This is a genomic window from Micromonospora sp. NPDC051227, assembly GCF_044455385.1.
In the GTDB taxonomy this organism is placed as follows: domain Bacteria; phylum Actinomycetota; class Actinomycetes; order Mycobacteriales; family Micromonosporaceae; genus Micromonospora.
Window position 1 is genome coordinate 164060 of sequence record NZ_JBITET010000009.1, and the last position, 13025, is coordinate 177084.

Sequence of the window (13025 nt, forward strand, 5' to 3'; positions counted from 1 at the left end):
CGCTGCCGCCCTCCGCCCACACCCGGCCGGAAGATCGGGCTGGACCCGATTCACCGTCGCGCCGCCAGACGGTGCACGCCGAACCAGCCGATTGCGAAGTCCACGGCGGCACGCACTGGAAGCAGGCGTGCGCTCGCCCGCCCCACCCGACCGTGGCGCACCAACGGCGTCTCGTCGAGCGCGGCACCCACCGCCGGAAAGTCCCCGTCGTCCAGGTCGAGAGCCCGAAAATCGAGGCGGACCCGCCGCCCGTCGACAAGCCGGAAGCACTGGTAGTCGCGCTCGGGCGGCGGCACCGGCAGCCGGTACTCGGCCAGGTGCAGGGCGGTGCACGCCTCGTAGCCGAGGCCGAGCAGCAGGATCTGCCCGTCCGCCGCGTAGAGCTCGCCCATTGGTGAGCGTTCTCCCAGGTGGCAGGTGAGGTCATGGCCGTCGGTGAGCCGCCGGGCCTGGGGGCCGAGCGCGGCGAACGAGGTCTGTGGATGGTCGCTGCGCACGGCACCGGAGGCACACCGGACGTACTCGGCAAGCGCCCCCATCCGCTGCGACGGGGTGGTCCGGCGGTCCCAGCCCGGCAGCGCCGCCTCGTACCGCTCGCGCTGCGCACGGTCCATACCGGCGATTGCCGCCAGGTGGGCCCGGGAGGTGGTCGAGTTGCCGTCGGTCTGGGTGGGCACCAGGAGCGTGCCAGCCGGGCCGAGGACGTCGCGCAGAGCACCGGCGAGAGTCGCGGGACCGTGCTTGAGCGGACCTACCCGGCGGAGGGCGCAGTGCACCAGGAGGCACGCACCCGGGCGGACGCCCAACGCCCGCAGGTCGTCGGCGAGGCGGTGACTGTTCAGTGTGGACGGCTGACGCTCATCCGGCCCCGGCACGGGTCTCCTCCAGGGCGTGGCGCAGCTGGCCGACGAACCGCTCACCCGCCGCGGTGAGCGACCGGCTGGCCAGCAGCGCGTCGGCACCGTCCCGGGTCCACGCCAGGAAGCGGGCCGCGTTCGCCGACGCGTCGCCCTGGTCGGTGGCCGCCCGGGACTGCCAGACCTGGGTGATGGCGAGGTGGGCGTAGACGCCCTGGAGGACGCCCTCCGGTGGCCGCGGGTCGGGGCGCCAGGGCACCCGGATCGGCGCGCCCTGGCCGGGTTCGACCAGGTCGTACAGGTCGAGCACCGCACCCAGCTTCGCGTGCTGCCACTCGTGCACGAGCAGCACCGCCATCGTCTCCGGGTCGGGATGGGGGGTGACGGCGACCGCGCCGAACGCGTGTCGGGCGGTGGCGCTTCGCAGGGGTCGCGCCGGGTCAGGCGCCAGCGGAACGACGGCACGCAGGCCGCCGTCGAGCGCCGCCGCGTGCGCCGGCACGTCCCGGTGCACGACCCGCCAGGCCTCCGCCAGGGTACGGCCCAACGCCCGCGCCGCCGGCCCGTCCAGCCGGGACTCGACCGGCTGGCCGTAGCAGTCGCGGTACGGGTCGCCGTCCTCAAGGAGCAACCGGCCACCGGGCACCGACACGTCGCGGGTCGGAAGCCAGCCGGTCGACGGCGGCGCCATCGGATCGAGGAGCACCGTCTGCTCGACCGACCCACCCCGGACCTGGAACTCGCCGGGTCGGACGGTCACCTCGGCGCTCTCCCCCAGGCCGGGCAGCACCAGGCTGCCGAGCGCGGGGAATGTGATCGTGTCGGCCCGCACCGGGACGTTCAACGCGGCCGAAACCCCGGCCCGCAGGGCCGCGGCGATGGCTAGGGCCGGCAGTGGGTCGACTGCCGCGCCGAGGCCGGGCAGAGCCGACGATTGGAGGCGATGCACCAGCCCGGGTCGGACGAAGGGGTGCGCCAGGACCGCTCGGACAGCCTCCGGCACCGCCTGGTCGAGGTGGACGAGCAGTTCCCAGGCGGGCGTGGTGCCGGAGCCGTCCCGGCAGGCCGCCAGCAGCGCCCGGGTGATGGAGAGCTGGGTGGCGCCGAGCAGCGCGAGCGTCGACGCCGACCCGTGCCCGGTCGCCAGGTCGTCCAGCAACTCGTCGACGGGCGAGGTGGTCGACCCTTCGCCCGACGCGGGCGGGGTGGGCGGCGGATGGGCGTCCACCGTGTCGATCAGGCGGAGCAGGTCGGCGCAGTACACCGAGGGGTTGTCGAAGCCGGAGCCGGTCCGCCAACGGTGGGCGTACAGGCCGCCGCCGCACCGGTCGACCACCGGGCAGGCCCGACAGGTCGCGCAGAGCCCAGCCACGCCGTCCTGCCGGACAGCGACCCCGGGGTGCCGCGTGACCTCGTCCACCGAGTGGTCGAACACGTCGAAACCGGTGCCGGCCGCGCCGTGGTAGGCGGTCTTCAGTGAGTCGACCTGCTCCCAACTCCCGTCCGCCTCGATGACCAGCACATCGGCTGGTGCGAGGCCGAACGCCTCGGTGCCGCCGCCACCCGGGCGCAGCGCCTCGAACATCCGGATCGACACCGGCCGCCCGTCGTCCACCCACAGCCGGTGAATCCGCCCCAGCCAGTCCGCGTAGGGGGTTGGCGAGGGGCCGGGGCGCTCCGGCGGATGGTCCCAGGTGGCGTGGGGCAGCAACAGGTCGACCCGGGGCGGTCTCTCGGCCAGCAGCGCCTCGTACACCCGGTCGGGATCGTTGCGGACGTCGATAGTGCAGAGGATGCCGGCGTAGCTGGCGCGGTGCTCCGGCCGTCGGAGCAGGGCCAGCGCCCGGCGGACGTGGTCGTGGCTGCTGCCGCCGTGGGCGAAGACCCGGTGGCGGTCGTTTGCGGCACGGTCGCCGTCGAAGGACACACCGACCCGCAGGTCGTACTCGACGAACAGCCGGCACAGCTCCTCGTCGAGCAGCACGCCGTTTGTCTGCATGCGCAGGTCGAGTCGCGTCCAGGGGGTGATCGCCGCGCGCAGTTCGGCCAACACCTCCCGTAACCCCGCGGCCCCCAGCAGCAACGGCTCGCCGCCGTGCAGCACCACGTGCACGACCGGCAACTCGTGCTCGCGGGCATGCTCGGCGATCCGCTGCGCGACGGCCCGTACCGTGGCCAGCGGCATCCGCACCGGTCGACCACGCCAGGTCTGGTCAGCGTGCTGGTAGACATAGCAGTGGTCGCACCTGAGGTCGCACCGGCTGTGCACCTTCAGCACGAACTGGCTGATCCGTCGGCATGATCCATCCGCTGCGGAGGGACCGCACCGACAGGCCCCCATTCAGATGGCCGAGTTGAAGGCGGCGACGGGCACGGTGCCGGAGGGCACTGGCTCGTCCGCGACGACATGCCGCCGGACCGCCTCGACCAGATCAGCGTGCTTGACGGCGAAAAGGTCCAGCGGGGTGTCCAGGCTATGTGTGAAGTCGTCCAGGCCCGGACGGGATGGGCGGGTGGGTGCGTTGTCCACAATGATTCTCCGGGTCCCGCGAACGCGCCACGGGAGGTGTGATGGACGGCCCGAGGGCCCTGACGCGCCACCAGAATAGGCAACAGCCCCAACGATGTCATCGTTGGTCAAGTAGCGCACCAACCGAGGAGGAACTCACATGTGCCGGAGCATCAAGACGCTGCGTGAGCCGTTCACCCCGCAGGTGACAGACGCGGACGTCGAGGCGGCAGCGTTGCAGTACGTCCGGAAGATCTCTGGCTTCCGGGCGCCCGCCGCGCACAACGCCGCCGCGTTCGACGCCGCGGTGGCCGCCGTGGCCGAGGCGACGCGCAGCCTGCTCGACCAACTGGTGGTGCGGGGTGCCGGATCGGGCACCACCGACCGGTCGGCCACCGCCGCCAGCTGATCGCCGATGACCGGCACGGCACCCGGCCGGGCCTGACCCTGGAGAGGGTCAGGCCGCGGCGAGCGCCGGAGCGACAGTGTCGGGCGCCCACCGCGAGCGGTGGCACTGCGACCAGCCCCGACAACCCGGGTCACCCAGCGAGCAGAGCCGCAGCCTGCTGAGCACCTCACCGTCCTCGGTGTCCCGCACGTCGAAATGCACCGGACGGACCGTGCCGTCCGGAGCGACGAGCAGGTGCCGGCCCGCGTCGAGCGTGTCGTCGCGCAACAGGCAGTTGCGGCCCAGCAATCGGGCCAGTGCGGCGATGCTCGCGTGCTCGGAGAGCTGCTCGGGCACCCCGTAGCAGTCCACCACCGTCGCGAACTCGCCCGGCGCCTGCCAGACGTCACACACCACCGCGTACGCCGGCAGCCGCGCCGGGTCGGCCACCGCCAGCGGCATCACCACCCGACCAAGCGCCTCCGCCAGCGCCGGGTAGACCTCCACGGGTTGAGCCCCGTCGATTCTCCAGTTCCACAGCTCGGTCATTCCGCCTCCTCGCTGCGTTCGTCTCCACCGGCCTCCGGATCGGGCCTTACACACGATGGTGGGGGGCATTTGACCCCAGCCGGGGGCAAGTTACCGGTCTGTGACCATTCCGGGCAAAATTTCCCTGAGCGGCATTGCTCGGAGTAGCGGGAAGGTGACAGTTTATCGGGTATGGTGCGCCACCCGCGCCACCGCCACCGCGTTTCCTCCCGCGGGTCGACCGCCCCCGGTCAGCGCAGGACGACCAGGTGCTCCCCCCGGGGCAGCAACTCTCCCACCACGGGAGCGCCGGGCACCTCGCCGGCGACCAGCAGCCCACCTGAGGTCTGCGCGTCAGCCAGCAGCAGCCGCTCCGCCTCGTCCGCCGCGCCGAAGTCGGTCCACGGGGTCACCCAGTCCAGGTTGCGCCGACTGCCGCCGCTGACGAAACCGTCGCGCAGCGCCTCGCGGGCGCCGGCCAGATAGGGCACCCGGGCGGTGTCGATGGCCACCGTGACCTGGCTGGCCCGGGCGAGCTTCGAGGCGTGCCCGAGCAGCCCGAACCCGGTCACGTCGGTGCCGCACCGGATGCCGGCGGCGACCGCCGCGTGGGCGGCCTCCCGATTGAGCGCGCTCATCGTGGCCACCGCCTCCGGAAAGCTCTCACCGGTCGCCTTGTGCCGGGTGTTCAGCACACCCACCCCGAGCGGCTTGGTCAGCGACAACGGCACCCCGGCCCGCCCGGCGTCGAGGGTGATCAGCTCCTCCGGTCGGACCGTGCCGGTGACCGCGAGACCGTACTTCGGGCCGTCGTCGTCCACGCTGTGCCCGCCGGCCAGGTGACAGCCGGCCTCCCGCGCCACGTCCTGACCGCCGCGCAGCACCTCACGGGCCAACTCGAGCGGCAGCACGTCCCGCGGCCAGCAGAGCAGGTTGAGCGCCACCAGCGGGGTGCCGCCCATCGCGTACACGTCGGAGAGCGCGTTGGCCGCGGCGATCCGTCCCCAGTCGTAGGCGTCGTCGACCACCGGGGTGAAGAAGTCGGCGGTGCTGACCAGACCGGTCCGCTCATCCAGGCGCACCACCGCCGCGTCGTCGCCGTGGTCCAACCCGACCAGCAACTCGGCGGTGCCGGTCGCCGGACCGAGACCGGCCACCATGATCTCCAACTCGCCCGGCGGGATCTTGCAGGCGCAGCCACCGCCACGGGCGTACTTGGTCAACCGTACGGGTTCGGTCATCCACCCATGATCGCGACAAGGCGCCACGATCGCCACCGCGACAACCCATCCGGTGACCAAAATCGGACGGCCGAGAACGATCGTGACCGGTGTTACCGCTCCGTGACCCGCTGGGTTGCGTTCTGCCACATCAGGCCGCCTACAGTGGCCGCACCGGGGGTCAACCGACCCCGATCCGGGAGACGACAGGGGACGGTGGACGACGTGACGACGGGCGAACCGCTCATCGTGCTGGACGCGGTCAACAAGTGGTTCGGGCCGCTGCACGTGCTGGACGACGTCTCACTGTCGGTGGGTCGGGGCGAGGTGGTCGTGGTGATCGGCCCGTCCGGCTCCGGCAAGTCGACGCTGTGCCGCACGATCAACCGACTGGAACCGATCAACTCGGGCACCATCACCTTCGACGGCCAGCCGCTGCCGGCCGAGGGCAAGCCCCTCGCGAAGCTGCGCAGCGAGGTGGGCATGGTCTTCCAGTCGTTCAACCTCTTCGCGCACAAGACCATCCTGGAGAACGTCACCCTCGGCCCGATCAAGGTCCGCAAGGAGAAGCCGGCCGCCGCCCGCGAGCGCGGGCTGGCCCTGCTGGACCGGGTCGGCATCGCCAACCAGGCGGACAAGTTCCCGGCCCAGCTCTCCGGCGGCCAGCAGCAGCGGGCGGCCATCGCCCGGGCGCTGGCCATGCAGCCCAAGGCGATGCTCTTCGACGAGCCGACCAGCGCCCTGGACCCGGAGATGGTCGGCGAGGTGCTCGACGTGATGACCTCGCTGGCCAGCGACGGCATGACGATGGTCGTGGTGACCCACGAGATGGGCTTCGCCCGGCACGCGGCGAACCGGGTCATCTTCATGGCCGACGGGCAACTGGTCGAGGACGCCCCACCGGCGGAGTTCTTCGCGAACCCGCGCAGCGAGCGGGCCCGAGACTTCCTCTCCAAGATCCTCACGCACTAGGCGTCCGTAGTGGAGCGCGCCGTACTCGGTGGGCTCCGTTGAAGAAGGAGAAGAGTATGCGTATCAAGCGCGTTGCGGCAGTCGCCGCGGTCGCCGCTCTGGCGCTCGGCCTCACCGCCTGTGGTGGCGACGACGGCGGGGACACCGGTGCTGGCAGCAAGTCCTTCACCGCCGGCACCACCATGGAGAAGCTGAACAAGGCCCAGAAGATCAAGGTCGGCACCAAGTTCGACCAGCCGGGCTTCGGCCTGAAGGGCCTCTCCGGCAAGCCGGAGGGCTTCGACGTCGAGATCGCCAAGATCATCGTCAAGGAGCTCGGCATTCCCGAGGACAAGATCGAGTGGGTCGAGGCCCCCTCGAAGGTCCGCGAGGACGTGATCGTCAACGGCACTGTCGACCTGGTCGCCGCGACCTACACAATCAACGACAAGCGCAAGGAGCGGATCGCCTTCGCAGGCCCGTACTACGAGGCCGGCCAGAACATCATGGTCAAGAAGGACGACACCACCATCACCGGTCCGGACTCGTTCAAGGACGGCACCAAGAAGGTCTGCTCGGTCACCGGCTCGACGCCGTTCGAGGAGATCAAGAAGTACGTCAAGGACGTCGCCACCCAGTTGGTGCCCTTCGACACCTACGACAAGTGCCGGGACGCCCTCAAGAGCGGCCAGGTCGACGCCGTCACCACTGACAACGTGATCCTGCTCGGCTACATCGCCAAGGACGAGGCGTCGTTCAAGCTGGCCGGCAGCAACTTCACCAAGGAGCCGTACGGCATCGGGGTGAAGAAGGAGGACGCCGACTTCCGCAGCTTCATCAACGACACGCTGGACAAGGCGGTCGCCGACGGCAGCTGGAAGAAGGCCTGGGACGACACCGCCGGCAAGTTCGGCGCGGAACTGGGCACGGCGCCCACCATCAACCGCTACTGATCTGATCCTTCGATCTGGAGGGTGGGGAGGAACACCGACCCGTGAACGTGCTCATCGACAAGTTCGACGTCTTTGCGGGTGGTTTCTGGCTCACCCTCCAGATCTGCGTCCTCGCCGCGATCGGCGCCCTGATCCTGGGCGCCATCGTGGCGGTGCTGCGCATCTCGCCGGTGCCGCCGCTGCGCGCGCTCGGCACCAGCTACGTGAACGTCTTCCGCAACATGCCTCTGACAGTGGTGATGTTCTTCGCCGCGTTCGGTCTGCCGGCGCTCGACTCAAACGCGGACTTCCTCCGCATCCCGGTGCTCGACTCGTTGTTCACCCGACTTGGCACGGACCTGCCGTATTTCCGGTTCGCGCTGATCGCTCTGGTGCTCTACACCGCGGCTTTCGTCTGCGAGGCGCTGCGGTCCGGGGTGAACGCTGTGCCCGCCGGCCAGGCGGAGGCGGCGCGGTCACTGGGCCTGACCTTCGGGCAGAACCTGCGCCACGTGGTGCTGCCGCAGTCCTGGCAGGCCTCGGTGGTGCCGCTCGGCTCGGTGATCATCGCTATGATCAAGAATTCGGCGCTGGCCGGCTTCTTCGGGGTTGCCGGTGACCTGTCGGCCACCGCCGATCAGCTCACCGGGGCCGAGGGCTACGCCTTTGTCCCGGTCGCCATCGGCATCTCGATCGGCTATCTGATCATGACCGTGCCGCTCGGCGCCCTGCTGGACCGGATCGAGAAGCGACAGGCGGTGGCCCGATGAGTCAGCAGACCAGCGTCCTCTACGACGTCCCCGGCCCCCGGCAGCGGCGGATCACCCTGATCAGCAGCCTCGTCGCCGGCGTGGTCCTGCTCGTCGGCGCATACTTCCTGATCTACCGACCCCTGGACGAGAATGGCCAGCTCTCCATGGAGCTGTGGGGCCCGCTGATCGACCCCTCCAACGAGAACTTCTCCCAGGTGTGGGAGCGGATCGGCATCGGTTTCAAGAACACCCTGCTCGCGGCGGCCCTGGCCATCGTCTCCTCGCTGGTGATCGGCACGCTGCTGGCCGTGTTGCGGATCCAGCTCAAGAGCCTGATCCGACGGCGCTTCACCGGCGTGGCGACGCCGGTGGCGTACCTGCTGCGCGGGCTGAGCAGGGTGCTGTCGGCGGTCACCCGGATCTGCGTCGAGGTGTTCCGCGGCCTGCCCGTCGTGCTCACCATCTTCTTCGTGGCTCGCGGTTTCCCCGAGTTCGGCTTCTACTTCGACAACTTCTGGTATCTGGTCATCGGCCTCACCATCTACAACTCGGTGGTGATCGGCGAGATCCTCCGCTCCGGCATGGAGGGGCTGCCCGGCGGTCAGGCAGAGGCCGCCGCCGCCATCGGGCTCTCCCCGACCCAGACCACCCGGATGATCCTGCTGCCGCAGGCCTTCCGGATCATGCTGCCGGCACTGATCAGCCAGTTGGTCGTGGTGCTCAAGGACACCTCGCTGGGGTTCATCATCAGCTACGAGGAGATTCTGAACGTCGGCAAGCAGATCATCGGCGTGCTGGGCAACCCGATCCAGGTCTACGTCGTGATCGCCGTGCTCTTCATCGTGGTGAACTACTCGCTGTCGAAGCTCGCCCAGTACGCCCAACGGCGGCTCGCCCAGGGCCGCAAGACGGCCAACACCCCGGCGCAGAACCCGCCGGCGGCGGCCCTGATCTCACAGGCCGGGGGCGGAGGGGGCGGAGGCGGCGGCGGAGGCGGCGGCGGAGGCGGCGGCGCCTGAGGCACGCCACGCCGACCAGAAGGCCCGAAGGCCGCCCCGAACTGCTCGGGGCGGCCTTCGGTCATCTCCAGCGTCCGCGCGGCGAGGGCCGCCGGTCTGACTCAGCGGGCGATCTCGGTGACCCGGGACTCGCGGACCACTGTGACCCGGATCTGACCCGGGTAGGTCAGCTCCTCTTCGATCTGCTTGGCCACGTCGCGGGCCAGCACGGCCGCCCCGATGTCGTCGACGTCGTCCGGCTTGACCATCACCCGGATCTCCCGGCCGGCCTGCATGGCGAAGACCTTGTCCACGCCGAGCTTGCCGGCGGCGATCTCCTCGATCCGCTCCAGCCGCTTGACGTACGCCTCCAGGCTCTCCCGGCGCGCGCCCGGCCGACCGCCGGAGCAGGCGTCGGAGGCCTGGGTGAGCACGGCCTCGATGGTCTGCGGGGGCACTTCGTTGTGGTGCGCCTCGATGGCGTGCACGACGTCCTCGTGCTCGCCGTACTTGCGGGCCAGGTCCGCTCCGATGATGGCGTGGCTGCCCTCCACCTCGTGGGTGAGCGCCTTGCCGATGTCGTGCAGGAACGCCGACCGTTTGATGATGGGCACGTCCAAGCGCAGCTCGGCGGCCATGATGCCGGCGATGTGGGCGGTCTCGACCAGGTGCTTGAGCACGTTCTGCCCGTACGAGGTGCGGTAGCGCAGCCGGCCGAGCAGGGTCACCAGCTCCGGGTGGATCTCGGTGATGCCGACCTCGACCAGGGCGTCCTCGGCGGCGCGGAGGCAGAGCTGTTCCACCTCCTGCCGGGCCAGGTCGTAGACCTCCTCGATCCGGTGCGGGTGGATGCGCCCGTCCAGAACCAGCTTCTCCAGGGTCACCCGGCCCACCTCGCGACGGACCGGGTCGAAGCAGGAGAGCAGCACGGCCTCGGGGGTGTCGTCGATGATCAGGTTGACGCCGGTCACCGACTCGAAGGCGCGGATGTTGCGCCCCTCCCGACCGATGATCCGGCCCTTCATCTCGTCACCGGGGAGGTGCAGGACGCTTACCACGCTCTCCGCGGTCTGCTCGCTGGCGACCCGCTGAATCGCGTCCACCACGATGTGTCGGGCGCGCTGCTCGGCCGTGTTGCGCGCGTCGGACTCGATGTCCCGCACGAGCAGCGCCGCTTCCCGCTTGGCCTGCGTCTCGATGGCGTCGACCAACTCCAGTCGAGCGGACTCGGCGGTGAGCCCGGCGACCCGCTCCAGCTCCCGGCGGCGCAGTTCCTCCGACTCGGTCAGCTCGGCCTCCCGCTGGGCGAGCGCGGCCTCCCGGGCGGCGAGGGCAGCCTTCGCGGCGGTGAGCTGTCGCTCCCGCTCGGCGAACCGCTCCACCTCCTCGGTGTGCATCCGCTCCCGCTCGTCCATCCGAGCGGCCCGACGTTCCACCTCGGCGGCCTGCTCCCGGGTGGTGGCGGCGAGCACCGCGACCTCCCGCTCGCCGCTGCGCCGGGCTGCCGTCCGTAACTGTTCGGCGTCCGCCTCGGCCTGCTTGTGGGCGCGCTCCAGGACGGTGTCCGCCTCGGCCCGGGCGTCGTCGAGGACCCGCCGCGCCTCGGCGCGGGCCGCCTTGGCCTCGGCCTTCGCCGCTGCCGCCTCGGTACGGGCCGCGGCAGCCGCTGACTTCGCCACGTCGATCGTGCTGTTCGCTTCGTCGGCCGCGGTCCGCAGGGCGGCCAACGACTGCTCCTGGCGGTCCTTCTCGGCGATGAAGGCGGGGTCCTCCGGTGCCGGCGCGGCGCCCATCCGGCGCAGTGTGCGGATGCCGACGAGCACGGCCCCGATCACCACCACCGCGAGGACGAGGACGGCCGCGAGGAGCACGACGTCGAACGCGTTCATGCCGGGACCCCGTCGGGTCTACCGATGAACCTGTGCCGCCGCCCCGCCATGGCCGCCTCCCCTAACGTCGAGACCGCAGCGACCGTGCCGGGGGCACACTCCTGCGGCTGTGGACGCCCGACCGGAGCGGCTGGCCGTGGGTAGCTTTCTCCGCCGGCGGTGCCCGTGGGCAGCGTCGGCGACCGGGTGCAGTTGTCGCAGCGTTCCGGACCGGCCTGTCCGGAACTGCTGCCAAAGGCCGCGGAGTCGGCCAAAGTGATGCTGTTCTGTTACGCCATCTATGTTGTGCACTTAGCCTGCGCTGGTCGGGCAATGTGAGCCTGTATGGCGAGGCTAGGTCGCCGGGGGTGCTCTGGTCAAGGACTCATGATCAAACCCCCCGAACGGAGAGAAGTTGAACCGTCACCGCGCGCTGATATCACGCCGGACAGGAAGGGACAAACTCCGCGAGGTGCGCTGCTCCCTGGACGTGTCGGGCCTGCTCAGCACCGTTCAGGCGGCTGTCAGACAGGGCGACGACCGAGCAAGGTGTGACTGATCAGTCTCACCAGACGTCAGCTGGCTCCGACCGCCACCGCCACCGCGACCAGCGCCGCGTTGTCCGCGGCGGGTGAGCCGTCCGGCAGGCACAGGGTGTCCTCGAGCCCGATTCGGGTGTCCAGACCCCGGCGTACCGCCTCGGCGAGGACCGGCCAGGTCGCCGGCCCCTCGGCGTGCAGCAGCACCGGCGGCGCGTCCACCGGCAGGGCGGCGAGAACCCGGGAGGCGTCGGCCAACGCGACGGCCACGTCCTCGGCCATGCACTCGACCAGCACCCGCCCGGCCGGCACCCGCCAGCTCCGGTACGCCGCGACCGCGTCGAGCGTCCACAGCCCTGCCTCGACGAGCACACCACGCTCGTGCAGGGCGGCCGCGACCGCCTCGGCGCCGGGCTCGTGCGCGTTGACCGAGGCGAAGTCGGGCAACACCGGCCAGGCCCGGACGGCTGCCACCCGGGCAGCCGGATCCGGCACGATCCAGGCTCCGGTGCTCACCCCCACCGGTAGCCCCGGCCGGGCGGTGCGGATCGCGGTCAGCGCGTCAGCGATCACTGCCGGCCGCAGCGACTCGACGCCGGCCTCGTCCCGGGGATGGACGTGCACGGCCGCGACCCCGAGCGCCGCGCAGCGGGCCGCATCGGCGGCGAGCTCCGCCGCCGTGAGCGGCACGGCCGGATGGGCCTCCCGGCCGCGCCCACCGTTCAGACATGCCTTCAACATCGGGCCCTCATCGGGAGTCGCAGCGGACCGCTCACTCGACCAGACGGTTGTCGCGCTCCAACTCGCCCTCGGCGTCGGCGAGCGCGTCGGCGTCGATCTGCTCGGCGAACTCGGCCGCCTCGGCGCTCTGCGCGGCGAGCGCGTCCTTCACCGCCCGGATGGCCACACCAGGTGGGTAGCCCTTGCGGGCCAGCATGCCCACCAGCCGACGGAAGACCGCGTCCGGCTCGCCTCGGGCGGTGCGCAGCTTGCGCTCCACCAGGCCACGGGCGGTGTCCGCCTCGGTCTCCTCGTCCAGCTCACCCAGCGCCTCGGTGGCCACCTCGCCGTCCACGCCCTTGCGGCGCAGCTCGTTGGCGAGTGCCCGGCGAGCGAGGCCGCGCCCGGCGTGCCGGCTGGACACCCAGGCCCGGGCGAACGCGGCGTCATCGATGATGCCGACCTCGTCGTACCGGTCGAGGACCTCGGCCGAGACCTCCTCGGAGATGCCCCGCTTGGCCAACGCCCCGGCCAGCTCTGCCCGGGTGCGGGGCCGGACGGCAAGCTGGCGCAGGCAGATCTCGCGGGCCACCTCCGACTCGTCGCGAGGGGGGGTCGGAGATTCGACGGTGTCGGTCTCCTCGGACCGACCCCGGCGGCCTCGCCGAGGGCGGGGCGCATCGGTGGCGTCGCCCGTACGAGGCGGACTGGCATCCCAGCCCCGCCCCGTACGAGCGCGTCGTCCTGCCATGGGTCAGCGACC

The 13025-nt window shown here is 71.1% G+C and carries 13 protein-coding genes; 5 read left to right on the forward strand and 8 right to left on the reverse strand.

The genetic code is table 11. From position 1 onward, the window contains the following. Positions 1 to 50 precede the first annotated feature (50 nt). From ACIA47_RS22315 to ACIA47_RS22325, 3 genes are all read right to left on the reverse strand, one after another. The gene (locus tag ACIA47_RS22315) at positions 51 to 875 is read right to left on the reverse strand and encodes an aminoglycoside N(3)-acetyltransferase (RefSeq protein WP_396710334.1); all 825 of its coding nucleotides are present in this window, start codon (positions 873 to 875) and stop codon (positions 51 to 53) included. Beyond that, positions 859 to 3135 carry an FxsB family cyclophane-forming radical SAM/SPASM peptide maturase gene (locus tag ACIA47_RS22320; RefSeq protein ID WP_396710336.1) on the reverse strand — a complete coding sequence of 759 codons (2277 nt, stop codon included), beginning with the start codon at positions 3133 to 3135 and terminating at the stop codon, positions 859 to 861. The genes ACIA47_RS22315 and ACIA47_RS22320 overlap by 17 nt, the downstream gene beginning before the upstream one ends. 63 nt (positions 3136 to 3198) lie before the next feature. Further along, entirely contained in the window at positions 3199 to 3387 is a 189-nt protein-coding gene (locus ACIA47_RS22325) for a hypothetical protein (RefSeq protein WP_203125193.1), read from the reverse strand. A 139-nt stretch (positions 3388 to 3526) separates the two neighbouring features. Between ACIA47_RS22325 and ACIA47_RS22330 the strand changes: the two genes are divergently transcribed. Further along, positions 3527 to 3775, forward strand: coding sequence for a DUF2277 family protein (locus ACIA47_RS22330; RefSeq protein WP_203125195.1), 249 nt, complete (start codon positions 3527 to 3529; stop codon positions 3773 to 3775). A gap of 48 nt (positions 3776 to 3823) precedes the next feature. On the opposite strand, the gene ACIA47_RS22335 is transcribed toward ACIA47_RS22330, so the two are convergent. Together ACIA47_RS22335 and selD are read right to left on the reverse strand one after the other, a co-directional pair. Further along, complete coding sequence (locus tag ACIA47_RS22335) at positions 3824 to 4303, reverse strand: hypothetical protein (protein WP_091400520.1); 480 nt, start codon at positions 4301 to 4303, stop codon at positions 3824 to 3826. Between the two features lie 230 nt (positions 4304 to 4533). Then, on the reverse strand, positions 4534 to 5523 hold the full coding sequence (selD, locus tag ACIA47_RS22340) for a selenide, water dikinase SelD (protein ID WP_203125197.1): 990 nt from the start codon (positions 5521 to 5523) through the stop codon (positions 4534 to 4536). A gap of 195 nt (positions 5524 to 5718) precedes the next feature. On the opposite strand from selD, the gene ACIA47_RS22345 reads away from it, so the two are divergent. From ACIA47_RS22345 to ACIA47_RS22360, 4 genes are read left to right on the forward strand one after another with little or no spacing between them, the layout of a single operon-like run. After that, complete coding sequence (locus ACIA47_RS22345; RefSeq protein WP_238660654.1) at positions 5719 to 6474, forward strand: amino acid ABC transporter ATP-binding protein; 756 nt, start codon at positions 5719 to 5721, stop codon at positions 6472 to 6474. A gap of 56 nt (positions 6475 to 6530) precedes the next feature. Continuing rightward, the gene (locus tag ACIA47_RS22350; protein WP_203125199.1) at positions 6531 to 7406 is read left to right on the forward strand and encodes a glutamate ABC transporter substrate-binding protein; all 876 of its coding nucleotides are present in this window, start codon (positions 6531 to 6533) and stop codon (positions 7404 to 7406) included. Positions 7407 to 7447: 41 nt separating this feature from the next. Beyond that, entirely contained in the window at positions 7448 to 8155 is a 708-nt protein-coding gene (locus tag ACIA47_RS22355; RefSeq protein ID WP_203125201.1) for an amino acid ABC transporter permease, read from the forward strand. Next, positions 8152 to 9156, forward strand: a complete 1005-nt coding sequence (locus ACIA47_RS22360) for an amino acid ABC transporter permease (protein ID WP_396710341.1) — start codon at positions 8152 to 8154, stop codon at positions 9154 to 9156. The genes ACIA47_RS22355 and ACIA47_RS22360 overlap by 4 nt, the downstream gene beginning before the upstream one ends. Positions 9157 to 9257: 101 nt before the next feature. Here the strand turns inward: ACIA47_RS22360 and rny are convergent, their stop codons facing one another. The 3 genes from rny to ACIA47_RS22375 all read right to left on the reverse strand — a co-directional run bounded on the left by rny (position 9258) and on the right by ACIA47_RS22375 (position 13013). After that, positions 9258 to 11024, reverse strand: coding sequence for a ribonuclease Y (gene rny, locus ACIA47_RS22365; protein WP_203125216.1), 1767 nt, complete (start codon positions 11022 to 11024; stop codon positions 9258 to 9260). A gap of 554 nt (positions 11025 to 11578) precedes the next feature. Continuing rightward, the gene (locus ACIA47_RS22370) at positions 11579 to 12283 is read right to left on the reverse strand and encodes a 3-keto-5-aminohexanoate cleavage protein (protein WP_396710343.1); all 705 of its coding nucleotides are present in this window, start codon (positions 12281 to 12283) and stop codon (positions 11579 to 11581) included. Between the two features lie 31 nt (positions 12284 to 12314). After that, the gene (locus ACIA47_RS22375; protein WP_396710345.1) at positions 12315 to 13013 is read right to left on the reverse strand and encodes a regulatory protein RecX; all 699 of its coding nucleotides are present in this window, start codon (positions 13011 to 13013) and stop codon (positions 12315 to 12317) included. Positions 13014 to 13025 lie beyond the last annotated feature (12 nt).

What these genes read in the sequence shown, in the direction of transcription:
- ACIA47_RS22330 (WP_203125195.1), top strand. Translation starts at nt 3,527, where the DNA reads ATGTGCCGGAGCATCAAGACGCTGCGTGAGCCGTTCACCCCGCAGGTG.
- ACIA47_RS22335 (WP_091400520.1), bottom strand. Translation starts at nt 4,303, where the DNA reads ATGACCGAGCTGTGGAACTGGAGAATCGACGGGGCTCAACCCGTGGAG.
- selD (WP_203125197.1), bottom strand. Translation starts at nt 5,523, where the DNA reads ATGACCGAACCCGTACGGTTGACCAAGTACGCCCGTGGCGGTGGCTGC.
- ACIA47_RS22350 (WP_203125199.1), top strand. Translation starts at nt 6,531, where the DNA reads ATGCGTATCAAGCGCGTTGCGGCAGTCGCCGCGGTCGCCGCTCTGGCG.
- ACIA47_RS22360 (WP_396710341.1), top strand. Translation starts at nt 8,152, where the DNA reads ATGAGTCAGCAGACCAGCGTCCTCTACGACGTCCCCGGCCCCCGGCAG.
- rny (WP_203125216.1), bottom strand. Translation starts at nt 11,024, where the DNA reads ATGAACGCGTTCGACGTCGTGCTCCTCGCGGCCGTCCTCGTCCTCGCG.
- ACIA47_RS22370 (WP_396710343.1), bottom strand. Translation starts at nt 12,283, where the DNA reads ATGTTGAAGGCATGTCTGAACGGTGGGCGCGGCCGGGAGGCCCATCCG.
- ACIA47_RS22375 (WP_396710345.1), bottom strand. Translation starts at nt 13,013, where the DNA reads ATGGCAGGACGACGCGCTCGTACGGGGCGGGGCTGGGATGCCAGTCCG.